Raw genomic sequence first — 24,593 nt, 5'->3', positions numbered from 1 at the left:
TCGGGAGCGACTCCCCATGTTCGAGCTGCCTCCACCCCATCTTTCGCGCCCGCCAATCGAGAGATGGGTCAGCGGGTGGGGGCGTAGGTGACGCCCACCTGGCGGGTGACCTCGTCGAGGGCTGTCATGTTCCTGACGACCGCGCGGGCCGGGTGCAGCGGAGACTCGAGCAGGCCTTCCCCGATGCAGCGTGCCGCTTCGAGCGCAGAGTGGAAGAGCGCACCGTGGCCTATCGGCTCGGGCTCGGTCCACGTGAGCGTGCGAGACCCGTCGGCAGAGGTCACGGCGACATCGCCGGGTTGGAAGAACGGGCCGGGCAGGGTGAGGGTGGCCGCCGTCCCGGCGATGGTCGCCGCGGTCGGAGTACGCGTGAGCAGGGTCGAGTGCAGCACGCTCGTCGCCTCGCCAGCGTGCGTGAGCACCATCGCGGCCTGACCGTTGACGCCCCTCGGGGTCATCGATCCGGATGCCTGCACGCGTGATGCCGGCCCGAGCACCCACGTCGCGAAAGTCGTGACATAGGTGCCGAGGTCGAGCAGGGAGCCACCGGCCATCGCCGGGTCGAGGATGCGGTGCGGTGCGTCGAAGTGCTCACCGTGGTCGGCCAGCACGGTGCGGACATCACCGAGCATTCCGAGGTCGAGCACCTGCCGCACGACGTCGAATCGAGGCAGGAAGAGCGACCACATCGCCTCCATGCAAAACACGCCGGCAGCCGCAGCTGCATCCGAGATCTCCTGCGCCTCAATGGCATTGAGACCCAGCGGCTTCTCGACGAGCACGTGCTTGCCGGCCTCGATCGCGAGCAGGGCGCTCTCTCGGTGCAGGTGGTGCGGCGTCGCGACATAGACGGTGTCGACGCCCGGGTCGGCGACGAGTGCGGTCGCCCGACGAACTGCTCTCTCGATCGAGTGGGCGGTGGCGAAGGCATCGGCGGACGCCTGGGTGCGCGACCCGACCGCCACGACTCGCTGTGTCGTCGACGACTGCAGCGAGGCGACGAAGCGGGAGGCGATCCACCCTGTGCCGAGCACGCCCCAGCGCAGGCTCGGCACGGAGTCGGCGGTCGGACGCCGCGGCGCTGGAAGGGCGCCGGGCAGGGGATGAGGGCTCACGGCATACCGCCTCGGGTCGTCTGCGTGGAGAAGTGGGCACTCGACGGGGAGTGGCGTCGAGTGCCCACTGTGTGACGTGGGGAAATGGGCACTCGACGGATGGGGTGGGCCCGCGCGACCTAGCGTTCGTCGAGCATGACCTCGATGGAGTAGTCCTGGGCGCGGTAGCAGTGGTCGCCGTACTCGACCGGCCCACCGACCGCGTCGAACGCCACCCGCGTCATGGTGAGCACGGGCTGTGACGGCGTGAGCATGAGGTGCTTGCGCTCGGTCGCCGTGGGCGGCCTGGCCCCGATGCGCTGGTGGGCGACGACGGGCTTGCCACCCTTGGCCCGCAGCAACGCGTAGAGACCGTCGGTCTCGAGCTGCTCGCGCGTGATGTCGGAGTAGGCCGGCGGCAGCCAGTTCTGCAGGATCGCGAGTGGCCTGTCGCCGTCACGGCGCAGCCGCAGCAGGCGCAGCAGCGGGGTGTCGGCCGGCAGGCCCATCGCGGTCGCCGCCACCTCGTCGGTGACGACCTCGTGCACGAGCACCTCGGTGTGAGGGTCACCCGAGCCCTCGCGGCGCAGGTCGTCGTAGAGGCTTGTCAGCTCGGCCTTCCGGTGGATCTGCCGCCCCGCGACCCGGGTGCCGAGACCCCGGCGTCGCAGGAGCAGACCTTGCCCGACCAGCTCTTGGATGGCTCGACGCACCGTCGGCCGAGAGAGCCCGAGCCGCTCGGCCATCGCGACCTCGTTCTCGAAGGCGTCCCCCGGCTGGAGGTCGCCCCGCGCGATCGCGGCACTCAGCTGCTCGGCCAGCTGGTGATAGAGCGGTACGGGCGTCTCCCGGTCGATGCGGACGTCAACTGGCGTGGACATGGCCGCAGACTAACGACTCGGCGCAGGAGTGAGAAGACATTCTCATGTCAGCACACCCCAGGGCATCATCTCGGGCTCTTGACGACGAGCACCGGCACGTCGGCGTCGAGGATGATGTTCTGCGCGATGCTGCCGAGGAACGCCTTGCCCAGGGGCGAGCGACGGCGAGCCCCGATGACGAGCAGCTCGGGCCCGAGCTCCTCGACGGCACCGAGCAACGCCTCCGACACCTGGGAGATCTCGCTGCCGCCGGCGACGAGACGCACGTCCCAGCGCAGGTCGGGCAGCGAGGTCGCCGCGAGGGCTGCCTCGACGGCATCGGAGATGCCGGCCTTGTTGGCCTCGGCGATGTCGTTGTCGAGCGACTCCACGACGTGGATGACTACCAGGTCGGTGCCGCGGTATGCCGCCTGGCGGGCTCCCTCGGCCAGGGCGAGTCCGCTCGAGCTGCGGGTGTGGTGTGCGACGGCGACGCTCATGACGTCACCTCCCTCACTTCTGCAGCTCGTGCGAGAGCTCGGTGAGCTCGTCTCCGCCGGCCATCTGGCGGGTGAGCTCGTCGAGCTGGACCTCGGACCGTTTCTTGTCGAGCACCGCCTCGCCGAGCTTGAGGATGACGAAGTGGTTGCCGACGAGGTAGGCGTGGTGCGGGTTGTGCGTGATGAAGACGACGCCGAGCCCGGCGTCACGGGCGGCAGCCGTGTACTTCAGCACGACGCCCGACTGCTTGACGCCCAGGGCGGCGGTCGGCTCGTCGAGAATGAGCACGCGGGCACCGAAGTAGACGGCCCGGGCGATCGCCACACACTGGCGCTGGCCACCGGAGAGCGTGCCGATGGGCTGGTTGATGTCCTTGACGACGATGCCCATCTTGCGCAGTTCCTGGTCGGCGATGCGCCGCATCTCGTTGATCCTCATCGGGGCCAAGGGCGCCTTGCCGCTCACCATCTCGGAGCCGAGGAAGAAGTTGCGCCAGACCTCCATGAGGCTGACGACCGCGAGGTCCTGGTAGACCGTGGCGATGCCGTGCGAGAGGGACTCTCGCGGCGAGCTGAACGACACCTCCTTGCCGTCGACCTTCATCGTCCCCTCGTTGTGCGGGTGCAGGCCCGAGATGATCTTGATGAGCGTCGACTTGCCGGCGCCGTTGTCGCCGAGGACGCAGGTGACCTCGCCGGCGTTGACGGTCAGGTTGATGCCCTTGAGGGCCCGGATGGCGCCGTAGGTCTTGCCGATGTTGGTCATCTGCACCAGGGGCTCGCCCTTGTACAGCGTGCTGTCGGCGTGTTCGGCGATCGTGTCAGTCATGTCAGCCCACCTTTCGGGTGGTCGAGAGCTTCTTCACGTAGAGGTTGACCATGACGGCGAGCAGGAGCATGACGCCGAGGAAGGCCCGGAACCAGTTGGGGTCCCAGCCGGCGTAGACGATGCAGAGGCTCGTCATGCCGAAGATGAAGGCGCCGAGGGCGACGCCGATGGCGTTGCCGTAGCCGCCGGTCAGCAGGGTGCCACCCACGACGGCGGCGATGATGTAGAGGAACTCGTTGCCGACACCGTTGCCTGCCTGCAGGACGTTGAAGTTGTAGAGGTAGTGCATGCCGGTGAACCAGCCGAGGAACGCCACGGTCATGAAGAGGCCGATCTTCACCGCGGTGACGGGCACGCCGACGGCGCGAGCCGAGGCGGCGTTGCCACCGACGGCGTAGATCCAGTTGCCGATCTTGGTGCGCTGCAGCACGTAGGCCGAGAGCAGGACGAACAGCAGCCACCAGATCACTGTGATGTTCAGCGTGATCGAACCGATCTCGAACTCAGCGGCGAAGATCCAGTTCAGGCTGTCGTAGCCCGCCATCTGGTTGATGTTCGGGCTGGACACCGAGCCGGTGACGAGCTTGGTCACTCCGAGGTTGACCCCCTGGAGGATGAAGAAGGTGCCCAGGGTGATGAGGAAGCTTGGGATCCCGGTTCTCATGACGAGGTAGCCGTTGAGGAACCCGATACAGAGACAGAGCACCAGCGACAGGATCGCGCCGACCCACAGGTTGATCCCGAGCTGGTAGCAGAACATCGCGTTGAACAGCCCGGCGGTGGTGACGAGGACGCCGGCGGAGAGGTCGAACTCGCCGCCGATCATCAGCATCCCGACCCCCACGGCGACGATGCCGATGGTGGAGGCCTGGTAGAGGACGGTGAAGAAGGCGGGCGCGCTCCGGAAGGCGGGCGCGACGATGAGGAAGAAGATGAAGATGACGATGGCGGCGACGAGGGCGCCGATCTCCGGCCGGGCCAGCAGCCGGTTGGACAAGCCCAGGGACACGCGGTTGGAGGCCTCGGATGGGGCCGCCGGCGAGGGGTCGGTCTTGACAGGTGTGCTCATGACAGCTCCAGTGCTGTTCGGTGGGGCCGGGCCGTGAAGCGACCCGGCCCCACGGGATGGGTTCAGCGGGTGTTCTGCTTCACGAACGGGAGGATGACGTCGATGTTGGACGAGTCGACGAACGACGGACCTGTGAGGACGGCCTTGCCGCCGCCCATGATGTTGCCGTTCTTCTTGAACAGGTAGAGCTGGCTGATCGACAGGTAGCCCTGCAGGTAGGGCTGCTGGTCGATGAAGAACTGGATCTTGCCGTCCTTCACGGCCTGAGCAGCGTCAGGGTTGGTGTCGAACGTGCCGATCTTGGCCTTCGACCCGGCGCCCTGGGCGGCCTTGATGGTGTCCAGAGCCTGAGCGGCGCCGAGGGTGATGACCCAGTTGATCGTCGGGTCCTGGCTGAGCTTCGCCTGCAGAGCGGAGGTGACGGCCGCGTCGTCGGCGCCGTTGACCTGGATGTTCTCGGTGTTGGGGAACGAGTCCTTGACGCCGGCGCAGCGGTCCTCGAGCGCCACGGAACCGGTCTGCTGGATGACGCAGAGGATCTTGGTGGCACCGTCGGCCTTGGCGCGCTCACCAGCACCCTGGCCGCCGAGTCGCTCGTCCGCGGCGAAGTGCACGAGGGAGCCGGCCTGCTTGTAGAAGTTGAGGCCGGAGTTGAAGCTGTCGACCGGGATGCCCGCCGCGACAGCCTTCTTGACGGTGGGGATGAGCGCGTCCGGGGTGACCAGGGTCGTGGCGATGCCGTCGACCTTGGAGTCGATCGCGTTCTGGATGAGCACGGCCTGCTTGGTGGCGTCTGGGTCGGAGGAGTACTTGAGGGTGGACCCGGTGTCCTTGGCGGCCTGGTTGGCGCCGGCCTTGATCCGGTCCCAGAAGGTGTCTCCGGGGCTCTCGTGGGTGATCATGGCGAAGGTGTAGCCGGAGTTGCCCCCGCCTCCACCGCCACCCGTGGACGTCGTGTTGGTGGCGCCGCCACCGCTGCAGGCGCCCAGGGCGAGGGCGGCCGCGGTGGCCACGGCGGCGGCGACAGTCAAACTCTTGCGAGTCCGAGTCGGAGTCATCGTTGATTCCTTTCGTTGCGTCGCGGTGACCCGGTCGCCGGAGTGGCGCGACGTTTCTGTGACGGTGGATCCGTCCGTTCAGTGGGCATCGGCCGAGTCGGCCGATCCGGCCGATGCGACCCAGGGGCCTGTGAGGAATGTCTGCCGGTCCCGGCGTCGGTGCCAGCGTTTGGAGAATGGACCCGCGCGACCCGTCCTGTCAAGAGATTGGTCAAACATCAGAATGTCCTAACATTTGCTTGACACGGCATGGGGTGAGGTTGGAGCATCGATGTCGTCAGGACGAGGTCGTCGCAAGGCGGCCGTCCATCCACAGCCGCGACGCACCGACGGTGCACGCGGCGCTCGATCACCCAAGGGAGTGTGCGCATGCGCATCGGACTGGCCGGAGTCGGACGCATCGGGGCGTTCCACGCAGAGACGCTGCGCAGCCTCAGTGACGTCGACGAGCTCGTCGTCAGCGACCTCGACGTCGACGCCGCCCGAGCACTGGCCGAGCGTCTCGAGGTCGGCTTCGCCGCCTCGCCGGCCGAGATGCTCGCCGACGGCGTCGACGGATTCGTCATCGCGACCGCCACCCCCGGTCATGCCCCGCTGCTGCGGCTCGGCATCGAGGCCGGCGCGCCGACCTTCTGTGAGAAGCCGGTCGCGGCGACGCTCGACGAGACGATGGAGCTCGCCAAGCTCGTCTCCCAGACGAGCACCCCCGTGCACGTCGGCTTCCAGCGTCGCTTCGACTGCGGCTACCGCCGCGCCCAAGAGGCTGTCACGTCCGGCCAGCTCGGCTTCGTGCACAGCATCCGTGCCCAGACGCACGACCAGTCCCCACCGCACGCGGCCTACATCCCGACGAGCGGCGGCCTCTTCCGCGACTGCTCGATCCACGACTTCGACATCATCCGCTTCGTCACCGGCCGCGAGGTCGCCTCGGTCTATGCGACGGGGGCCAACAAGGGCGCCGACTTCTTCAGCGAGGCCGGCGACGTCGACACCGCGGCCGCCGTGCTCACCCTCGACGACGGCACCCTCGTCTCGCTGTCGGCAACGCGCTACAACGGCGCCGGACACGACGTGCGCATGGAGGTGCTCGGCAGCGAGGGCACGCTCGGCGTCGGCTACGACGACTCGCTCGCCGTCACCTCGGCCGAGCCCGGGGCGACCTACCCGTCCGGCCCGAGGCACTGGTCCTTCATGGAGCGCTTCCTGCCCGCCTACCGCGCCGAGCTCACGGCCTTCGCCGCCGTCGCCCGCGGGGTGCTGCCCTCGCCCTGCACCGTCGACGACGCCCTTCAGGCGTTCCGCGTCGCCGAGGCGTGCGAGCTGTCCCGCCACGAGGGCCGACCGGTCACCCTCGACGAGATCCCGAGCCTGTGAGAGGTGTGGACGCCATGACCACCATGACCACCACGACCACCGAAGCCAGCCACGCGGCATACGACGTCATCACCATCGGGCGCACGGGCGTCGACATCTACCCGCTCCAGCACGGCGTCGGCCTCGAGAAGGTGCGCACCTTCGAGAAGTTCCTCGGCGGCAGCGCGACCAACGTCTCGGTCGCCGCCGCACGCCACGGCCACCGGGTCGCGCTCATCACGCGCACCGGACGCGACGCCTTCGGCCGCTACATCCACGAGGCGCTGCAGGACTTCGGCGTCGACGACCGCTTCGTCTCCGCCGTCGACGGCCCGCCGACGCCCGTGACGTTCTGCGAGGTCTTCCCGCCCGACGACTTCCCGCTCTACTTCTACCGCTACCCGATCGCTCCCGACCTGCTCATCGAGCCCGACGAGATGCCCCTCGACGCGATCCGCGACGCCCGCGTCTACTGGTCCACCGTCACCGGCCTCTCGCAGGAGCCGAGCCGGGCCGCGCACTTCCGAGCGTTCGAGGCCCGCGGACGGCGCGCCCACACGATCCTCGACCTCGACTACCGCCCGATGTTCTGGGGCGACCCCGCCGAGGCGAGCGACCAGGTCGGGCGCGCGCTCGAGCACGTGACGGTCGCCGTCGGCAACCGCGAGGAGTGCGAGGTGGCCGTCGGCGAGACCGAGCCGCAGCGAGCCGCCGACGCGCTGCTCGAGCGCGGCGTCGAGCTCGCGGTCGTCAAGCAGGGCCCCAAGGGCGTGCTCGCCGCCACTCGTGACGAGCGCGTCGAGGTGCCGCCCTACCCCGTCGACGTCGTCAACGGCCTCGGCGCGGGTGACGCCTTCGGCGGGGCGCTGTGTCACGGCCTCCTCGAGGGCTGGGACCTGCGCCGCATCCTCGAGTTCGCCAACGTCGCCGGCGCGATCGTCGCCAGCAAGCTCGAGTGCTCGACTGCCATGCCGACCTCAGCCGAGGTCGAGGAGCGCCTGGCGGGCGCCCGATCGGACTCTGCCGCAGCATCATTCGCTCCCGTTGCCGAGGAGGCACGATGACCACCACGCACACCCCGAGCACCAGCCGCCTCGCCGTCGCCGACCTGACCGAGGTGCGCGTGCGGGAGCCCGGTCGTATCGCGGCCGGCTGGGCGGCCCGGCAGCGCCGCCCCCTCGTCGGCGACGACGGCCGCATGCTTCTCGTCGCCGCCGACCACCCCGCCCGGGGGGCGCTCGGCGTCCGCGGAGCAGGCACGGCGATGGCGAGCCGGAGCGACCTGCTCGCCCGCCTCGTCACGGCGCTGGAGCGCCCTGGTGTCGACGGTGTGCTCGGCACCCCCGACATCCTCGACGACCTGCTGCTCCTCGGCGCCCTCGACAACAAGGTCGTCATCGGGTCGATGAACCGCGGCGGCCTCCAGGGGGCGAGCTTCGAGCTCGACGACCGCTTCACGGCCTACACGGCCGCCGAGATCGCAGCTCGCGGCATCGACGGCGGCAAGATGCTGACGCGCATCTGCCTCGAGGACCCCGGCACCGCTGCCACGCTCGAGGCGAGCGCCCAGGCCGTCACGCAGCTCGCCGACCGCGGCATCATGGCGATGGTCGAGCCCTTCCTCTCGACCCGCGAGGGTGGGCGCGTCGTCAACCAGCTCGACCCCGACTCCACCATCAAGTCGATCCACATCGCGGCCGGCCTCGGCGCGTCGAGCGCCCACACGTGGCTCAAGCTGCCCGTCGTCGACGACCTCGAGCGGGTCATGGACGCGACCACCCTCCCGACACTCCTTCTCGGCGGTGACCCCCAGGGCGACCCCCACGACACGTACGCGTCCTGGGGTCGCGCGCTCGACCTGCCCGCCGTGCGCGGCCTCGTCGTCGGACGCGCGCTGCTCTTCCCGCCCGACGGTGACGTCGCCGCGGCGGTCGACATCGCTGCCGACCTCGTGCACGGGAGCGGGGTGTCCGCGTGAGCGACAACGCACGGTGGGTGCGTCCCCTCGGGTCGGCGTCGGCCGCCGGATGGGACGTCGCCATCGACGAGTCCGTCGACAGCTGGGAGCACACCCGCCTGTATGCCGTGACGCTGGCTGCCGGTGAGAGCCGCACGGTGCCGGCGGCGGACTTCGAGCACATCGTCGTGCCCCTCCGCGGCTCGGTCTCCGTGACGGTCGTCGACCCCGAGGGGGTCTCGCACGACGCGCTGCTCGCAGGCCGTGCGTCTGTCTTCGCTGGAGCGAGCGACGTCGCCTACGCGACCCGCGACTGCGAGGTCACGGTGACCGCCGAGGGCGGCGCCGCCAAGGTCGCCGTCTGCGGCGCCCGCGCGTCTCGTCGGCACACGCCGCCGCTGCGCCACGTGGGCGTCGCAGACGTGCCCGTCGAGCTCCGCGGAGCCGGCATCGCCTCGCGCGAGGTGCGCAACTTCGGCACCCCGGCCGTGCTCGAGGCCGACTCGATCATCGCCTGCGAGGTGCTGACCCCCGGTGGCAACTGGAGCTCCTACCCGCCGCACAAGCACGACGAGGACCGGCCCGGCATCGAGACCGACCTCGAGGAGGTCTACTACTTCGAGGTGGCGCCCGAGGCGGGGTCACCGGCGGCCGCTGGCACGGATCCCGTGGGCTACCAACGGGTCTACGGCACCGACGAGCGTCCGATCGACGTGCTCGTCGAGGTGCGCTCGGGGGATGTCGTCCTCGTGCCGCACGGCTGGCACGGCCCGGCGATGGCGGCCCCCGGCTACGACCTCTACTACCTCAACGTCATGGCCGGCCCCGGCACGGAGCGGTCCTGGCTCATCTGCGACGACCCGGCCCACGGCTGGGTGCGCGACACCTGGGCGACCCAGCAGGTCGACCCCCGACTCCCCTTTGGAGGTGCTCAGTGACGAGCGCAACCCCGCAGACCCCGGCAACCGGGACGGTCCGGCTCACCGTGGCCCAGGCCGTGGTGCGCTTCCTCGCCAACCAGTGGAGCGAGCGCGACGGCGAGCGGCAAAAGCTCTTCGCCGGCTGCTTCGGCATCTTCGGCCACGGCAACGTCGCCGGCATCGGCCAGGCGCTGCTCCAGAACGAGCTCGCCGATGGTGAGGAGCACCTTCCGTACGTCCTCGCCCGCAACGAGCAGGCCATGGTGCACACCTCCGTCGCCTACGCGCGCCAGAAGGACCGCCTCCAGACGTGGGCCTGCACCGCCTCGGTGGGGCCCGGCTCCACGAACATGTTGACCGGCGCCGCCCTCGCGACGATCAACCGCATCCCCGTGCTGCTCCTGCCCTCCGGCACCTTCGCGACCCGGGTCAGCTCCCCGGTGCTCCAGGAGCTCGAGGCCCCGTATGCCGCCGACGTGACGGTCAACGACGCCTTCCGCCCGCTCTCGCGCTTCTTCGACCGGGTGAGCCGCCCCGAGCAGCTGCCGTCCGCGCTCATCTCGGCGATGCGCGTGCTCACCGACCCGGTCGAGACCGGTGCCGTGACGATCGCGCTGCCGCAGGACGTGCAGGCCGAGGCGCACGACTGGCCGGTGGAGCTCTTCGCCCCGCGCACATGGCGGGTCGCACGCCCGCTGCCGGAGGCCGTCGACATCGCCGACGCCGCTGCCGTCATCCGGTCCGCGAAGCGGCCGCTCATCGTCGCCGGTGGCGGCGTGCACTACTCCGGCGCCGAGGAGGCGCTGCGGGCACTGTGCGAGCAGACCGGCATACCGGTGGGCGAGAGCCAGGCCGGCAAGGGGTCCCTGCCGCACGGGCACCCGCAGGAGATGGGTGCCATCGGATCGACCGGCACGACGGCCGCCAACGCGCTCGCCGCCGAGGCCGACGTCGTCATCGGGATCGGCACGCGCTGGAGCGACTTCACGACGGCGTCGCGGACCGCATTCCAGGGCAACGGAGTTCGCTTCGTCAACATCAACATCGCGCGCTTCGACGCGGGCAAGCACTCGGGTCTGTCGGTCGTCTCCGACGCCCGTGAGGCACTGACCGCTCTCGCGTCCGCCCTCGAGGGGTATGCCGTCGACGACGACTACCGCTCACGCCAGTACACGCTGTGGTCGCAGTGGGATGCTGCCGTCGAGGCCGCCTACCACCCCGCGGCAGAGGTCACCGACCGGCTCGCCGAGGGCCTGCTCACGCAGGGACAGGTGCTCGGGGCGGTCAACGAGCTCACCGACCCGCGTGACGTCGTGCTCTGCGCGGCAGGCTCCATGCCCGGCGACCTGCACAAGCTGTGGCGTGTGCGTGATCGCAAGGCCTACCACGTCGAGTACGGATACTCCTGCATGGGCTACGAGGTGCCGGCGTCGATCGGCATCCGCCTCGCCGACGAGTCACGCGACGTCTTCGCCATGGTCGGCGACGGCGGCTACCTCATGATGCCGACCGAGCTCGTCACCGCGGTGCAGGAGCGCGTCAAGGTCATCGTCGTGCTCGTGCAGAACCACGGCTTCCACTCGATCGGATCCTTGTCGGAGTCGCTCGGCTCGCAGCGCTTCGGCACGAGCTACCGCTTCCGCGGCGAGGAGTCGGGGCGCCTCGACGGTGACGTGCTGCCGGTCGACCTGGCCGCCAACGCCCGGTCGCTCGGTGCCCATGTCATCGAGGTGCACTCGCTCGACGAGCTCGAGCAGGCGATCAAGGAGGCCAAGGCCGCTCGAGCCGACGGGGGCCCGATCGTCATCCACGTCGAGACCGACCCGCTCGTCCACGCACCCGACAGCGCGTCGTGGTGGGACGTGCCCGTGAGCGCGGTCTCCGAGCTCGACTCGACCCAGGCCGCCTTCGGCGAGTACCTCGACCACAAGGCGACGCAGCGCCCGTTCGTGGCCCCGACCACCCCGACGACTCCGGAGTCAGCATCATGAAGCTCGCCATCGACCCCTACATGTTCCGCGATACACCCCTGCTCGAGATGCCCGGCCTCGTCGCCGAGCTCGGCTACGAGTGGATCGAGCTGTCGCCGCGCGACGACTTCATCCCCTTCTTCAACCACCCGCGGGTCGATGACGCAGGGGTGGCCGCCTTCCGGTCGGCCCTGGCGAGCGCCGGCGTGGGGGTGTCGTCCGTCCTGCCGCTCTTCCGCTGGTCCGGTCCCGACGAGGACGAGCGCCAGGCCGCCGTGCGCTACTGGAAGCGCGCCATCCAGATCGCCTCCGACCTCGGGGTCGACACGATGAACTCCGAGTTCAACGGCAACCCCCGCCAGGCCGCGGTGTGCGAGGGGATGTTCTGGCGGTCGATGGAGGAGCTGCTGCCGGTCTTCGAGCAGGAGGGCATCCGACTCGTCCTCGAGCCGCACCCGGACGACTGGGAGGAGGACGGCAAGCGGGCGGTCGACCTCATCCGGGGCATCAACTCGCCCACCGTCTCCTTCCTCTACTGCGCGCCGCACACGTTCCACCAGGGCAACGACTGCGACGGCATCATGGACAAGGCCGGCGACCTGCTGACGATGGTCCACGTCGCCGACGCCTACGACCACACGGCGTCATCGGGTCTGCGCTACATCGTCAACCCGCCGGGTTCGCAGGTCACCGTCCACCAGCACCTCGACATCGGTCAGGGCGAGGTCGACTTCGACCAGTTCTTCTCCGGTCTCGAGCGCATCGGCTTCGACGGCATCGTCACCTCGTGCGTCTTCGCCTGGGAGGACCGCGCTCGCGAGTCGAGCACCTACATGCGCGACACGATCCGCTCCTACCTCGACAAGTGGGACACCCCGCCCACGTTCGTCTCCCCCTGAAGCCCGCCACGCGGCATACCCCTGAACCAGCCTGCCAGCAAAGGAAACTCCCATGAGCACGCCCACCCGCATCACCCACCTCATCGGCGGCCAGTCGTGGACCGGCACCGCCGAGCGCACCTCGCCCGTCTACAACCCCGCGACGGGTGAGCAGACCGGGGTGCTCGACCTCGCGTCCGCGTCCCTCGTCGACGAGGTCGTCAAGGGCGCCGCGAGCGCCTGGGAGGAGTGGGCCGACGCCTCGCTCGCCAAGCGGACCGGAGTGCTCTTCGCCTTCCGCGAGCTGCTCAACGAGCGCAAGCACGACATCGCGGCCCTCATCACGGCAGAGCACGGCAAGGTGCTCTCCGACGCGCTCGGAGAGGTGACCCGCGGCCTCGAGGTCGCCGAGTTCGCCTGTGGCATCCCGACGCTCGTGCGCGGCGGCTTCTCCGAGAACGCCTCGACCAACGTCGACGTCTACTCGATCCGTCAGCCGCTCGGGGTCGTGGCGGTCATCTCGCCCTTCAACTTCCCGGCCATGGTGCCGATGTGGTTCATCCCCGTGGCCATCGCCTGCGGCAACGCCGTCGTGCTCAAGCCGTCCGAGAAGGACCCGTCGGCAGCGCTGGCGATCGCCGCCCTCTGGAAGGAGGCCGGCCTGCCCGACGGCGTCATGCAGGTCGTCAACGGCGACAAGGAGGCGGTCGACGCGCTGCTCACGCACCCCGAGGTCAAGTCCGTCTCCTTCGTCGGCTCGACCCCGATCGCGAAGTACGTCTACGAGACGGGCACGGCCCACGGCAAGCGGGTCCAGGCTCTCGGTGGCGCGAAGAACCACATGCTCGTGCTGCCCGACGCCGACCTCGACCTCGCTGCAGACGCCGCCGTCAACGCGGGCTTCGGCTCGGCGGGTGAGCGCTGCATGGCGATCTCGGCCCTCGTCGCCGTGGAGCCCATCGCCGACGAGCTCATCTCGAAGATCAAGGACCGCATGGGCAAGCTCGTGACCGGTGACGGCACGCGCGGCTGCGACATGGGACCGCTCGTCACGGCCCAGCACCGCGACAAGGTGACCTCCTACCTCGACGCCGGGGTGTCCGAGGGCGCGACGCTCGTCGTCGACGGCCGCCGCGACGACTACGACTCCGACGGCGAGGGCTACTTCCTCGCGCCGACCCTCTTCGACAACGTCAAGCCGGGCATGTCGCTCTACGACGACGAGATCTTCGGGCCGGTGCTCTCGGTCGTGCGCGTCCACTCCTACGACGAGGGGCTGAAGCTCATCAACAGCAACCCCTACGGCAACGGCACGGCCATCTTCACCAACGACGGTGGTGCGGCTCGCAAGTTCCAGCGCAACGTCGAGGTCGGCATGGTCGGCGTCAACGTGCCGATCCCCGTGCCGGTGTCGTACTACTCCTTCGGCGGGTGGAAGAACTCCCTCTTCGGCGACACGCACGCCCACGGCATGGAGGGCGTCCACTTCTTCACCCGCGGCAAGGTCGTCACGTCGCGCTGGCTCGACCCGAGCCACGGTGGCCTCAACCTCGGCTTCCCGCAGAACGACTGACCCCAGCACCAGATGTCTTAGAACCCCCTGACTGCAACACCTTTCGAGAGGAACCGAACGATGGCCGCGTCCAAGGCCCGCAACACCGATGCCCGCTACAGCAAGCTGACGATCGGCGTGTGTCCTGACCAGTGGGGCGTCTGGTTCCCCGAGGACGACAAGCAGATCCACTGGGAGACCGCCCTCGACGAGATGGCCGAGGCCGGCTTCTCGGTCATGGAGACGGGCCCCTTCGGCTACTTCCCCAAGGACCCGAGGCGCCTGCAGGAGGAGATGGACAAGCGCGGCTTCCGCGTCGTTGCCGGCACGGGCTGGGGCATCCTGCACAAGCCCGAGGCCTGGGCCGACACGGAGAAGACGTTCCGCGAGATCGCCGAGACGCATGCCGCCGTCGGGGCGGAGTACATCGTGCACCTGCCGCCGCTCTTCCGCGACGACAAGACGTGGGAGTTCACCGACGACCGCGTGCTCTCGACGGAGGCGTGGAACGCCTACATCAGCAACGCTGACAGGCTCGGTCGCATCATGAAGGAGGACTACGGCCTCAAGATGGTGCTGCATCCGCACGGCGACAGCCACATCGAGACGCCGGAGGACATCGACCGCGTCTTCCAGGCGACCGACCCGGACTACGTCGGCTTCTGCCTCGACACGGGCCACATCGTCTACGGCGGCGGCGACCCGATGGAGCTGTGCCGCAAGTACCCCGAGCGCATCTCCTACGTCCACATCAAGGCCATGGACGAGGCTCTCGTCAAGCAGGCCCACGACGAGGACTGGCCCTTCGGTCTCGCCGTCGCCAAGGGCTGCTCGGTCGCACCGCCCGCCGGTGCCCCCGACATGCCGTCGCTCATCGAGGCCCTGGCCGACCTCGACAAGGAGCTCTACGTCGTGTGCGAGCAGGACATGTATCCCTGTGACCCGTCCTACCCGCTGCCCAACGCCATCCAGACGCGGGAGTACCTCGCGTCGGTCGGTCTCGGCCTGCGCTGAGCGTCCTGAGCCCGAGCATCCTCATCACGAAGGAGTGACACCAATGACCGTGCGCATCGGCATGATCGGCCCCGGCGGAATGGGCCAGGCCCACATCGACCGCATCCACACCGTCATCGCGGGAGGGCGCGTCGTCGCCGTCTCCGATGTCGACGAGCTGCGGGCGAAGGAGGTGGCGACGCGGATCGGTGCGACGGCATACCCCGACTCGGCGAGCCTCATCGCGGCCGACGAGGTCGACGCCGTGATGATCTGCAGCTACGGCCCCGCCCACGAGGTCGACGTGCTGGCCTGCATCGCCGCGGGCAAGCCCGTCTTCTGCGAGAAGCCGCTGACGCCGACGGCTGCGGCCGCGCTGCGCATCATGGAAGCGGAGCAGGCAGGTGGGCGACGTCTCGTGACCGTCGGCTTCATGCGGCGCTTCGACCGCAGCTATCGCGAGATGAAGGCGCTGCTCGACTCGGGCGAGCTCGGCGAGACGCTCATGGTCCACTGCGCGCACCGCAACCCCACCGTGCCCGAGCACTACACGTGGGACATGGCGATCAACGACACGGCGATCCACGAGGTCGACACGATGCGCTGGCTGCTCGGCGAGGAGTTCGTCTCGGCGCGCGTCGACAAGCCGAAGAAGACGTCGCTGCGCTTCGAGCACCTCCAGGACCCGCTCGTGCTCATCCTCGAGACCGCGTCCGGCGTGCGGGTCGACGACGAGATCTTCGTCAACTGCCAGTTCGGCTACGACATCCGCTGCGAGGCGGTTGCCGAGAAGGGCACCGTCAGCCTCTCTGACCAGCACGCCATCGAGGTGCGCGACGGTTCGGGCCACCGCAACACCATCGCCCGCGACCACAACGACCGCTTCTGGGGCGCCTTCGTCACCGAGGTCCAGGAGTGGATCACCGGCGTCGCCTCAGGCCAGCACTCCGGCTCGACGTCGTGGGACGGGTATGCCGCCGCCTGCGTGTGCGACGCCGGTGTCAAGGCACTCACGGGCGACGGTGTCGTCACGGTCGAGATGATCGAGAAGCCCGCCTTCTACGCGTGACCCGGCGTCACGCGAGCGAGCCGGTCAGCCCTGTGGGGCTGACCGGCTCGCTTCGTGTCGCTGCCTCTGACGAGGCCGGCGGACGATGTCAGTCGGCGATCTGAAGAGCCTTGACCTCGTTGCGCGCAGCCACGATGGCGGCGTGCTGACGGGTCACTACCTCGCGGAAGCCCGCGCTGAGGTCCTTCTCGAGGCCCTTCTCGTACTCCGACACCGCGTGGTCCTCACCCGTGACGGCGGCACCGAGGACACTGCCCGCGTCGTCACCGGTCAGGGCGTCCTTGAGCGAGATCCACCCACGGTGCAGGGTCGCGGCGACGGAGCCGCTCTCGTCGACGTCGTCGCCGTACTCGTGGCCCATCTCGACGATCTCGCGGCGGAAGCCGGCGCGCTGCTCCGACAGGCGCTGCAGCGTCGCCGCCCACTCGGCGCGGTCGCTGTCGCGCAGCTTCTCGGCGGCGGCGGCGAAACCACGCTCGCCGTCCTTCAGGGTCTCCACGAGGTCCTTGGCGACCTTCTCGTCATCCGACATGTGCGCTCCTTCGATCGGTGTCATGGACCACCGAGTCCTACCCGACGACGCTGCGGCTCAACCGTCACCGACACGTGGACGGCTCCTGACGTGCCCGAGGAGTCACTCGCCGAGACCGCCGAGCACCATGCCGAACACGAGCCAGTTGAACGCGAGCAGCAGCACCGCGATGAGGACGGCGCTGAGCATGAGCAGGACCATCGTGAGACCGAGCACCCCGAGCACCGACCTACCGGCGAGCTCGAGACGCTGCCTCCGGCTCGTGCCGTCACCGCGAGCTGTCCTCGGCTCATCGACGTCCCGTCCCCGCTGGTGCACCTCCACGTGACGCCGCATGGCCTGTCCCAGCCTTCGTCTCCGGGGCGACTCTCTCGGGCCGCCGCCTCACTGCCGAGTGTGGGGCCGACCCCGTGGGTGCAGAAGGGGAGAAGGTCCCGGTTCGGCGCCGGGAGAGACTGCCACGGCTGTCGCAGATTTGATGAGCGCAGGGGGCGCCTGACCGCCTCGGGGGCGTGGGGACGTGCCTCAGACAACCGCGGAGCGCTCCGCGTACCACGCCTCGTTGATGCTGCGTCGCATGGCCAGGCGCTGCCGGGTCTGGGCGACGATGCCGACGACGGCGAGGACGAGGAGCAGTGCGTACCAGTACCACCCCGACTGGATCGCGGCGCTGAAGCTGCTCCGCGTCAGGGTGGCGGAGTCGAGCGTGCCGAAGAGCAGCATGAGTCCGCCGACGATGCTGACGGCTCCGGCGATGGAGCTGGCGACGGCGAGCACGATCATCGGCATGTTGCCGAAGGCGGCCACGACGCCCAGCGCGGCTCCGAACGCGAGGCCCACGAGCACGCCGACCCAGTTCCAGTCGATCCCGAGCGCGGAGATGAGGCCGGCGCCGATGGCGAAGCCGAAGGCGGCCATGGCGAGGATCACCGCGACCGCGTAGTAGAGGTAGGCGAAGATTGCGAAGATGAGCGCGAAGACGAAGCCGCTCACCCAGCCGAGCACCGTTCCGAGGAAGCGCTCATCGGCCAGCTCAGCGAACAGGCCTGCCCCGAAAGCGAATCCGGCGAAGAAACCCCAGATCGGCAGGATGAGGCGCAGGACGAACTGCCCGGCGAAGAGCATGACGCCCCCGGCCAGGATTGCGAAGAGACCCAGCACGATGTCAGCCATGACTGCAATGTAGGGCGCGAAGGCTGTCCCCCGCAGGAAACTGGGCACTCGACGCCAAGTTCCGGTCGAGTGCTCACTACTCGACGGTCTGAGGTGTGGGGATCTGGGCACTCGACGCCACGTTCCGGTCGAGTGCTCACTTCTCGACGCCGGAGGATGCCCACTGGTCGCCTGCCCGGTGTCACGATGCTGGGATGACATCACCCGAGGGCACGGTCACGTGGGCGCAGGCTCTGGCCTGGCGTCTGAACCGTCAGCTGCTCGACCCGCTCGGTCCGTCGTCGGCTCCAGACGTCGTGCACCGGCTCGGGGCCGTGCTCTCGATGGACGAGTCGCTGGCCGACCTCGCGGTGTGCACCCGCAGCACGACGTGCCGCCCCGGCGACCTCGCGCAGGCACTCGTGGACGGGTCGGTGATCAAGGCGTTCGCGTTCCGTGGGTCGATGCACTACCTCTCGCCGGTCGACGGCGGCATCTACCTGGCACTCCGTGCGGCGGGACGGCAGTGGGAGCTGCCGAGCTGGGTGGAGTACTACCGGCTGACGCCGGAGGACTGGCCCGCCTTCCGAGCCGCGGTGCGTGATGCGCTCAGCGACGGGCCTCTGACGATCCGGGAGCTCGGTGACGCGCTGACCCAGCGGCACGCATACCGCCACCTCGGCGCCGTCTTCGACGAGGGTGCTGGCACGCTCATCAAGCCACTGACGTGGCAGGGCGACATGAGCTTCGGCCCGCCACGCGACGGGCAGCACACCTTCCAGCGGCTCGACACCAACCCGCGGTGGACGGGGATCCCCGACCTCGAGGACGCCGGCCCACGCGCCGTCGCGGCATACCTCCGCACCTACGGGCCGGCCACGACCGACCACCTCCACTACTGGCTCGGCAACGGCCTGAGCGCCGGCCGCAAACGCCTCGACCGCTGGATCTCAGGGCTCGCAGACCGCATGGCCACGGTCGACGTCGAGGGCATGACGGCATACGTGCTCGTCGAGGACGTCGACTCCCTCGTGGCCGCGGAGCCGTCCGACGTCGTCCGCTTCCTCCCGGGGCACGACCAGTGGGTGATGGGGCCCGGCACGAAGGACGTGCACGTCACTCCACCGGCGCAGCGCGACGCCATGACCCGCAAGGCGAACCCGGTCGTCGCGGGCGGTGTCGTCCGCGGCTCGTGGGCGCGGAAGGGTGACGAGCTCACGGTCAGTTGGCGCGATCCTCGGCCGGCGCCCGAGAAGGCCCTCCGGCAGGAGGCTGCGCGGCTGGGGGGCATCCTCGGCAGGGACCTCCACCTCAGCCTGTGACGACTGTGACACGGGAGGGGTTGCCGAGGTCAGGTCGTGTGACACAAGGTGGTTGTCGTGGAGATGCGAAGACTTGGTCGGCTCGGACACCAGAGCTCGGTGCTCATCTACGGCGCGGCGGCGCTGAGCGACGTGACGCAGGATGTCGCGGACGCGTCGGTCCAGGAGGCCCTCGACGGGGGGATCAACCACTTCGACGTGGCCGCCAGCTACGGCGATGCGGAGCTGCGGCTGGGCCCGTGGATGCCGCAGATCCGCGACCGCATCTTCCTCGCGACGAAGACGGGCCAGCGTGATCGCGAGTCGGCCTGGCGCGAGATCAACGCCTCCCTGGAGCGGCTCCAGACTGACACGGTCGACCTGCTGCAGCTGCACGCCATCGGCGACCTCGCCGAGCTGGACCTCGCGACCGGTCCGGACGGCGCCCTCGAGGCGGCGGTTCGCGCGATGGACGAGGGGCTCGTCGGTGCGGTCGGGGTGACCGGCCATGGCAGCGAGGCCGCCCAGACCCACCTCGAGGCCTTGCGGCGCTACCCGTTCGCAACCGTGCTGACCCCGCTCAACCCGGTGCTGTGGCGCGACGACACCTACCGCGCGGCATACGAGGCGCTCGTCGAGGAGACCCGACGGCAGGACGCCGGGCTGATGACGATCAAGACCGTGTCGCGGCGCAACTGGCCCCAGGACACCGAGCAGTCGTATGCGACGTGGTACGAGCCGTACGACGACCAGGCCCGCATCACCGCGGCCGTCTCCTGGGTCCTCGCCCACGAGGAGGTCAGCGGCATCCCGACGGCAGGGGACGTGCGGCTGCTGGGGATGCTGCTCGCGGCCGAGCGGGATCGCATCGACCCTGCGGAGGCCGAGCGGCAGCTCGCCGGCGACGACGCCTACTCGTCGCCGTTCATCGCGATGCCCTTCTGACCGGATCGCGCGACCGAGAGGGCACCGACCCACGAAGGCGAGCGTCCGACGAGCGGCGGCGTGACGCCCCTACGCTGGCGACGTGGTGGTGAGCAGGAGTCGCAAGGCGGTGGCCGCCCGACGCCGCAAGCGTCGCATGGGTCTCGTCGACCACGACCTCACAGACGCGCAGTGGCAGGCCCTGCAGGCCGCGTGGGGCGGCTGTGCCTACTGCGGGGCGTCCGGTGGTCCGCTCCAGCGGGACTGCGTGCTGCCCATCTCCCGCGGTGGGCGCTACACCCTCGACAACGTGGTCCCGGCGTGCCGGTCGTGCAACACGAGCAAGTGCAACGCCGAGGTCACCGGCTGGCTTCGGCGCAAGCGGCTCGACGAGCGTGCCTTCCTGACGCGCCACGTCGAGATCCGCAGGGAGCTCGAGCTCCTGGGCGCGTAGCCGGGGGGCGTGGCCGGGTCGGCTGGTCGAGACGCGAGCACCCGAGGTGGGATATGCGTTGTCCGGGCAGGCGCATACGCTGCCGCGATGACGCGAAACGCCTGGGACGATCACGCCGCCACCTTCGACACCGAGCCCGACCACGGACTGACCGACCCGACGATCCGCGCGGCCTGGCGCGACCTGCTGGTGTCCGTCCTGCCTGACGCACCCGCTCGCGTTGCCGACCTCGGTTGTGGCACAGGCACACTCACCCGTCTGCTCACCGACGAGGGCTACGTCGTCGACGGTCTCGACTTCTCTCCGGAGATGGTCGAGCGGGCCCGCGCCAAGGTGCCGGAGGCGCGCTTCGTCGTCGCCGACGCGGGCGACCCGCCGCTGCCCGCGGGGGAGTACGACGTCGTGCTCAGTCGCCATGTGCTGTGGGCAATGGACGACCCTGAGGAGGCGTTGTCGCGCTGGGTCGCGCTGCTCAGGCCCGGCGGCGTCGCCGTCCTCGTCGAAGGGTCCTGGGCCACGGGGGCCGGCCTCACCGCGGCACAGACCGAGCAGCTGGTCCGCGCCGTCCGCGACGAGGTGCACATCACGCACCTGCCCGAGCCGATCTACTGGGGTAAGGCCATCGCCGACGAGCGGTACCTGGCCGTCAGCCGCCGCTGAGCCGAGCCGCAGGGCCGCTTGGCCGCTGGGCGGCGTTCCTGGCCGGCAGCGTGGAGGTCTGCGCCGAAGGTGGGCGCCGGGGGTCAGCCCAGAAGTCGGCCAGCTGTCCTGCGAGGGCTCGCCCCTGCTCGTAGCCTCCTCGCGCGGCCTGCGGGCGGGTCGACGGATCCAGGGCGTTGGCGTCGAAGACGTCGCCTGCGCCGACGTCCGGGAAGACGGTCTGCACCCTGCTGCCGGCCGTCCGCAGCTCGTCGACCTGGGTGGCGAGGTCCATCCCCCAGCCGGCCGGCATACGCGAGCGACCGCCGAACGGTGACAGCACGAGCACCACCTCGCGCCGTGCTGCGAGGTCGGCGTTCTCGCTGCGTCGGTAGCCGCCGTTTGAGGTAGCGGCACTCGCCGATCGCGTAGCGCGTCATGGCCGAGGTGCCGGCGGCGACGGCGTCGACGAGGTCGACTCCGCTGTGTTTGTCGAAGACGACCGGCCCCCCGGTGCGGGCATCGACGGCGGGGATGAGCACCGCTTGGTGTGGCCAGTCTCGGCTGGGCAGCCTCGCCGCGACGATGTCGCGCCAACGCGCCGAGGCCGTTCCGTCGGAGACGTCCAGGTCGAGCGCAGGGGCGGTGGCTGCTCAGCGAGGACGGCGGCACACAGCTCGGTGGGTCGGCTGCCGCTGGTGATCTGGGCGGCCACGGTCGACCCTGCGGAGGTCCCCACGACGAGTTCCGCCGCTGTCACGTCGATCCCGGCATCACAGAGGCCCGCGATGACGCCGAGCTCCCACGCATTGCCAGCGGCCCCGCCACCGGCGAGGACGAGCGCCCGGGCGGGCGAGGGGTGGCTCTGAGGGTGAGAAGTGGTGGTGTCCATGGGAGTGCCTTTCGCGCGATGGCTGGAGGGCGCTCCCGCCCGCGACTGCCTCAGCCGCGCGATCGTGCACTCGAGGGGAGCACCCATTGCGGATCCTGCGTCATGGGTCTCACCTCCTGCCGATCAGTCACGATCAACGTGACGCTAGCAGCATGATGGTCACGTGCCCAGCGAGCGTGAGATCACCGAGCCCGTCGATCTCACGCTGCCGGACGGACGTCTCAACCCGGCTGCCATCGGCTGGACGCGCACGCCGTTGCACCGCACCGACGGCATCGGCCGGGGCCGCGTCGGCTGGGGTCGCAACAAGCGCTGGGAGTACTGGGCGGTCGCGCTCGAGACCCACGTCGTCGCCGTCGTCGTCTCCGACATCGGGTATGCCGCCGTCCCCTCCCTCTTCGTGCTCGACCGCCGCTCGGGCGAGCAGATCGCCGTCGACGCGATCGCGCCCCTCGGCCGTGGCACGACCCTGCCGGGCACTCTCGACGGCGGCCCGGCCAACGCGCAGACCCAGAGCCTCCGCGTCGACATCGACCCCGCCCCCGGCGGGACGAGGCTGCGCGCGCGAGCCGAGCGGGTCGAGCTCGACGTCGTCGCGCAGCTGCCGCCAGGCCATGAGCGGCTCGGCGTCGTCGTGCCCTGGAGCGACCGGCTCTTCCAGTACACCGTCAAGGACCCGGCCCGCCCGGCGGTTGGCCGACTGAGCGTGGACGGCACGGCATACGCGATCGAAGAGGGGACCGCCTGGGCGACCCTTGACCACGGCCGCGGGCGCTGGCCGTACGCGATCTCGTGGAACTGGGGCTCTGGCTCAGGTGTCGTCGGCGACCGCGTGACGGGCCTCCAGGTCGGGGGGAGATGGACGCAGGGCACGGGGGTGACCGAGAACGCCGTCGTCGTCGACGGGGCGCTCACGAAGATCAGCGACGAGCTCCGGTGGGGCTACTCCTCCGACGACTGGCTGGCGCCGTGGCGGATCCAGGGCGGTTCGGTGGAGCTGACGTTCCATCCAGAGCACGTTCGCCGCTCGGTCACCCAGCTCGGCGTCATCGCCTCGCGGACGCACCAGTGCTTCGGCACGTGGGCGGGGCGCGTCGGCGACGTGGCCGTCGACGGGATCTTCGGGTGGGCGGAGGACGTGCACCAGCGCTGGTGATGCCCGTCGCCGATGGGTGCCGACGGGCTCAGATCGCGAGTCGGTCTGCCGCAGAGGCGAATCCGAGCCACGTGTGCCGGTTGCGTGCCCAGCACCAGCCGACCTTGGGGGCGCCGCGTCGCTCTCGGCCGTCGCGCCCGGTGCCGTTGCTGATCCAGAGTGCGGGGGTGCGCGCGTCGAGCCGACCGTCGGGTCGACGTCGGCGCGAGCCGATGGTCATGAAGCAGAGGTTGCGCTCGAGGACCCCCGGCACCTGGAGCGCCCAGTGGATGCCCTCGGCGAGGGTGAGCGGGGTGCGGCCGGCCTCCGTGATGCGCTGCAGCGCCTCGTCGGGAGTCCAGTTGCTCATCTCGTCGCCGCGCTCGATCCCGGTCACGACATAGCCGGGGCCGCTCGGGAGGCCGACGCGGTCGATCGGAGCGAATGCGTCGACGTCGGTCATGTCCTCGACGACGAAGCCGCCCCGATCCCCGAGGCGCAGCAGCGGGGCGAGCGCCGACGGCGCAACGGTGGGCTCGGCAAGGACGAGGAGTCCGTCGGAGGAGGGCGCACTGCGAGCGAGCGAGCGCACGGCGGCAGCCGGCATGCCGGCGAGGTCGTGGACCCCGAGCTCGACGAGGCGGTCCGCCTGGGCGGAGAGGGGCGGAAGCGCGGTGACGGTGGCGACGTGGGACATGCGAGCCCTCCAGAGCGGCGAGACAAACTGGTCAATGTCCAACGCAGACGTATGCCGTGACGTTCCCTGCGTCCGCGGGTGGTCTCCTGTGACCGGCGAATTCCCTTGTGCCGTTGAGGGTCAGGGGGCCTTGCGGGTGAACGTGAGGTGCGTGACGGCGCTGGGGGAGGAGACCGCCTCCACGTCGAAGGCCTGCTCGACGGCCTCCAGGCCGTCCCAGAGGCGCACGCCGCGGCCGAGCACGATGGGCACCTGGACGAGGTGCATGTGGTCGACGAGGCCTGCGGCGAGGAAGTCGCGCACGACGGTGGGGCCACCGCCGATACGCACGTCCTGGTCGCCGGCGGCCTCTCGGGCCGTTGCGAGGGCCTCGGCCGGCGTGGCCTCGAGGAAGTGGAAGGTCGTGCCGCCCTCCATCTCGAGCGGGGGTCGCGCGTGGTGCGTGAGGACGAAAGTGGGGGTGTGGAAGGGCGGGTTCGGGCCCCACCAGCCCTTCCAGTCAGGGTCGTCGTGCCACCCGGGCGGGCCGAACTTGTTGGCGCCCATGATCTCGGCGCCGATGCCGGGGGTGTGGCGTTCGGCGAAGGCGTCGTCGACGCCGGTGGTGCCGTCGGCAGCCCAGTAGCGGGTCGCCATCATCCACTGGTGGAGGCGCTGCCCGGCGTGGCCGAACGGTGCCTCGGCGGACTGCGGCTCGCCCGTGGCGAATCCGTCGAGGGAGATGGAGAAGTTGTGGATCCGTGTGAGCGGCACTGCGCACTCCTC

General features: G+C 69.9%; 27 protein-coding genes. 14 read left to right on the top strand and 13 right to left on the bottom strand.

What is annotated here, in order from left to right:
* Positions 1-68: 68 nt before the first annotated feature.
* The 6 genes from FBY41_RS06210 to FBY41_RS06185 form a co-directional block, all read right to left on the bottom strand.
* Entirely contained in the window at positions 69-1,115 is a 1,047-nt protein-coding gene (locus FBY41_RS06210) for a Gfo/Idh/MocA family protein (protein ID WP_260439582.1), read from the bottom strand.
* 119 nt (positions 1,116-1,234) lie between these two features.
* The gene (locus FBY41_RS06205) at positions 1,235-1,975 is read right to left on the bottom strand and encodes a GntR family transcriptional regulator (RefSeq protein WP_141842452.1); all 741 of its coding nucleotides are present in this window, start codon (positions 1,973-1,975) and stop codon (positions 1,235-1,237) included.
* 65 nt (positions 1,976-2,040) lie between these two features.
* Positions 2,041-2,454 carry a universal stress protein gene (locus tag FBY41_RS06200; protein ID WP_141842451.1) on the bottom strand — a complete coding sequence of 138 codons (414 nt, stop codon included), beginning with the start codon at positions 2,452-2,454 and terminating at the stop codon, positions 2,041-2,043.
* Positions 2,455-2,467: 13 nt separating this feature from the next.
* Positions 2,468-3,283 carry an ATP-binding cassette domain-containing protein gene (locus tag FBY41_RS06195; RefSeq protein WP_141842450.1) on the bottom strand — a complete coding sequence of 272 codons (816 nt, stop codon included), beginning with the start codon at positions 3,281-3,283 and terminating at the stop codon, positions 2,468-2,470.
* 1 nt (position 3,284) lies between these two features.
* On the bottom strand, positions 3,285-4,352 hold the full coding sequence (locus tag FBY41_RS06190; RefSeq protein WP_141842449.1) for an ABC transporter permease: 1,068 nt from the start codon (positions 4,350-4,352) through the stop codon (positions 3,285-3,287).
* Positions 4,353-4,414: 62 nt separating this feature from the next.
* Positions 4,415-5,410, bottom strand: coding sequence for a substrate-binding domain-containing protein (locus FBY41_RS06185; RefSeq protein WP_141842448.1), 996 nt, complete (start codon positions 5,408-5,410; stop codon positions 4,415-4,417).
* A gap of 369 nt (positions 5,411-5,779) precedes the next feature.
* On the opposite strand from FBY41_RS06185, the gene FBY41_RS06180 reads away from it, so the two are divergent.
* From FBY41_RS06180 to FBY41_RS06140, 9 genes are read left to right on the top strand one after another with little or no spacing between them, the layout of a single operon-like run.
* Positions 5,780-6,784 (top strand): Gfo/Idh/MocA family protein, encoded by a 1,005-nt coding sequence (locus FBY41_RS06180; protein WP_141842447.1) that lies wholly within the window; start codon positions 5,780-5,782, stop codon positions 6,782-6,784.
* 14 nt (positions 6,785-6,798) lie between these two features.
* Positions 6,799-7,827, top strand: a complete 1,029-nt coding sequence (gene iolC / locus FBY41_RS06175) for a 5-dehydro-2-deoxygluconokinase (RefSeq protein WP_260439581.1) — start codon at positions 6,799-6,801, stop codon at positions 7,825-7,827.
* Positions 7,824-8,741, top strand: a complete 918-nt coding sequence (locus tag FBY41_RS06170; protein WP_141842446.1) for a Cgl0159 family (beta/alpha)8-fold protein — start codon at positions 7,824-7,826, stop codon at positions 8,739-8,741. The genes iolC and FBY41_RS06170 overlap by 4 nt, the downstream gene beginning before the upstream one ends.
* Positions 8,738-9,658, top strand: a complete 921-nt coding sequence (iolB, locus tag FBY41_RS06165) for a 5-deoxy-glucuronate isomerase (RefSeq protein ID WP_141842445.1) — start codon at positions 8,738-8,740, stop codon at positions 9,656-9,658. The genes FBY41_RS06170 and iolB overlap by 4 nt, the downstream gene beginning before the upstream one ends.
* On the top strand, positions 9,655-11,631 hold the full coding sequence (iolD, locus tag FBY41_RS06160) for a 3D-(3,5/4)-trihydroxycyclohexane-1,2-dione acylhydrolase (decyclizing) (RefSeq protein WP_141842444.1): 1,977 nt from the start codon (positions 9,655-9,657) through the stop codon (positions 11,629-11,631). Before iolB ends, iolD begins: the two co-directional genes overlap by 4 nt.
* Positions 11,628-12,509 carry a sugar phosphate isomerase/epimerase family protein gene (locus FBY41_RS06155; protein WP_141842443.1) on the top strand — a complete coding sequence of 294 codons (882 nt, stop codon included), beginning with the start codon at positions 11,628-11,630 and terminating at the stop codon, positions 12,507-12,509. The genes iolD and FBY41_RS06155 overlap by 4 nt, the downstream gene beginning before the upstream one ends.
* A gap of 52 nt (positions 12,510-12,561) precedes the next feature.
* Entirely contained in the window at positions 12,562-14,061 is a 1,500-nt protein-coding gene (locus tag FBY41_RS06150; RefSeq protein WP_141842442.1) for a CoA-acylating methylmalonate-semialdehyde dehydrogenase, read from the top strand.
* 60 nt (positions 14,062-14,121) lie between these two features.
* Positions 14,122-15,054: a TIM barrel protein gene (locus FBY41_RS06145; RefSeq protein WP_141842441.1), complete on the top strand. Its 933-nt coding sequence runs from the start codon at positions 14,122-14,124 to the stop codon at positions 15,052-15,054.
* A gap of 43 nt (positions 15,055-15,097) precedes the next feature.
* Positions 15,098-16,102: a Gfo/Idh/MocA family protein gene (locus tag FBY41_RS06140; RefSeq protein ID WP_141842440.1), complete on the top strand. Its 1,005-nt coding sequence runs from the start codon at positions 15,098-15,100 to the stop codon at positions 16,100-16,102.
* Between the two features lie 88 nt (positions 16,103-16,190).
* Here FBY41_RS06140 and FBY41_RS06135 read toward each other — a convergent pair whose 3' ends face one another.
* The 3 genes from FBY41_RS06135 to FBY41_RS06125 form a co-directional block, all read right to left on the bottom strand.
* Entirely contained in the window at positions 16,191-16,634 is a 444-nt protein-coding gene (locus FBY41_RS06135) for a ferritin-like domain-containing protein (protein ID WP_141842439.1), read from the bottom strand.
* Positions 16,635-16,736: 102 nt separating this feature from the next.
* On the bottom strand, positions 16,737-16,970 hold the full coding sequence (locus FBY41_RS06130; RefSeq protein ID WP_141842438.1) for a hypothetical protein: 234 nt from the start codon (positions 16,968-16,970) through the stop codon (positions 16,737-16,739).
* Between the two features lie 189 nt (positions 16,971-17,159).
* The gene (locus tag FBY41_RS06125; RefSeq protein WP_141842437.1) at positions 17,160-17,807 is read right to left on the bottom strand and encodes a DUF4203 domain-containing protein; all 648 of its coding nucleotides are present in this window, start codon (positions 17,805-17,807) and stop codon (positions 17,160-17,162) included.
* 194 nt (positions 17,808-18,001) lie between these two features.
* Here FBY41_RS06125 and FBY41_RS06120 point away from each other — a divergent pair, with 194 nt between their 5' ends.
* From FBY41_RS06120 to FBY41_RS06105, 4 genes are all read left to right on the top strand, one after another.
* Positions 18,002-19,108 (top strand): winged helix DNA-binding domain-containing protein, encoded by a 1,107-nt coding sequence (locus FBY41_RS06120; protein WP_141842436.1) that lies wholly within the window; start codon positions 18,002-18,004, stop codon positions 19,106-19,108.
* A gap of 63 nt (positions 19,109-19,171) precedes the next feature.
* Positions 19,172-20,032: an aldo/keto reductase gene (locus tag FBY41_RS06115; RefSeq protein WP_260439637.1), complete on the top strand. Its 861-nt coding sequence runs from the start codon at positions 19,172-19,174 to the stop codon at positions 20,030-20,032.
* Positions 20,033-20,114: 82 nt separating this feature from the next.
* Positions 20,115-20,465: an HNH endonuclease gene (locus tag FBY41_RS06110; RefSeq protein ID WP_141842434.1), complete on the top strand. Its 351-nt coding sequence runs from the start codon at positions 20,115-20,117 to the stop codon at positions 20,463-20,465.
* Positions 20,466-20,552: 87 nt separating this feature from the next.
* On the top strand, positions 20,553-21,125 hold the full coding sequence (locus FBY41_RS06105; RefSeq protein ID WP_141842433.1) for a class I SAM-dependent methyltransferase: 573 nt from the start codon (positions 20,553-20,555) through the stop codon (positions 21,123-21,125).
* On the opposite strand, the gene FBY41_RS24145 is transcribed toward FBY41_RS06105, so the two are convergent.
* Together FBY41_RS24145 and FBY41_RS24140 are read right to left on the bottom strand one after the other, a co-directional pair.
* Complete coding sequence (locus FBY41_RS24145; protein WP_311769365.1) at positions 21,112-21,447, bottom strand: hypothetical protein; 336 nt, start codon at positions 21,445-21,447, stop codon at positions 21,112-21,114. The two genes, FBY41_RS06105 and FBY41_RS24145, sit on opposite strands and share 14 nt — an antisense overlap.
* Positions 21,448-21,540: 93 nt before the next feature.
* Complete coding sequence (locus FBY41_RS24140) at positions 21,541-21,996, bottom strand: patatin-like phospholipase family protein (protein ID WP_311769364.1); 456 nt, start codon at positions 21,994-21,996, stop codon at positions 21,541-21,543.
* 163 nt (positions 21,997-22,159) lie between these two features.
* On the opposite strand from FBY41_RS24140, the gene FBY41_RS06095 reads away from it, so the two are divergent.
* Entirely contained in the window at positions 22,160-23,152 is a 993-nt protein-coding gene (locus FBY41_RS06095; RefSeq protein WP_141842432.1) for a DUF2804 domain-containing protein, read from the top strand.
* 28 nt (positions 23,153-23,180) lie between these two features.
* Here the strand turns inward: FBY41_RS06095 and FBY41_RS06090 are convergent, their stop codons facing one another.
* Both FBY41_RS06090 and FBY41_RS06085 read right to left on the bottom strand, forming a co-directional pair.
* Positions 23,181-23,828, bottom strand: coding sequence for a DUF5701 family protein (locus FBY41_RS06090; protein WP_141842431.1), 648 nt, complete (start codon positions 23,826-23,828; stop codon positions 23,181-23,183).
* 120 nt (positions 23,829-23,948) lie between these two features.
* Complete coding sequence (locus FBY41_RS06085; protein WP_141842430.1) at positions 23,949-24,581, bottom strand: dihydrofolate reductase family protein; 633 nt, start codon at positions 24,579-24,581, stop codon at positions 23,949-23,951.
* Positions 24,582-24,593: the final 12 nt, after the last annotated feature.

The sequence above is a fragment of the Humibacillus xanthopallidus genome (assembly GCF_006716675.1).
Taxonomy (GTDB): domain Bacteria; phylum Actinomycetota; class Actinomycetes; order Actinomycetales; family Dermatophilaceae; genus Humibacillus; species Humibacillus xanthopallidus_B.
This window is presented reverse-complemented; position numbering and strand designations above follow the sequence as displayed.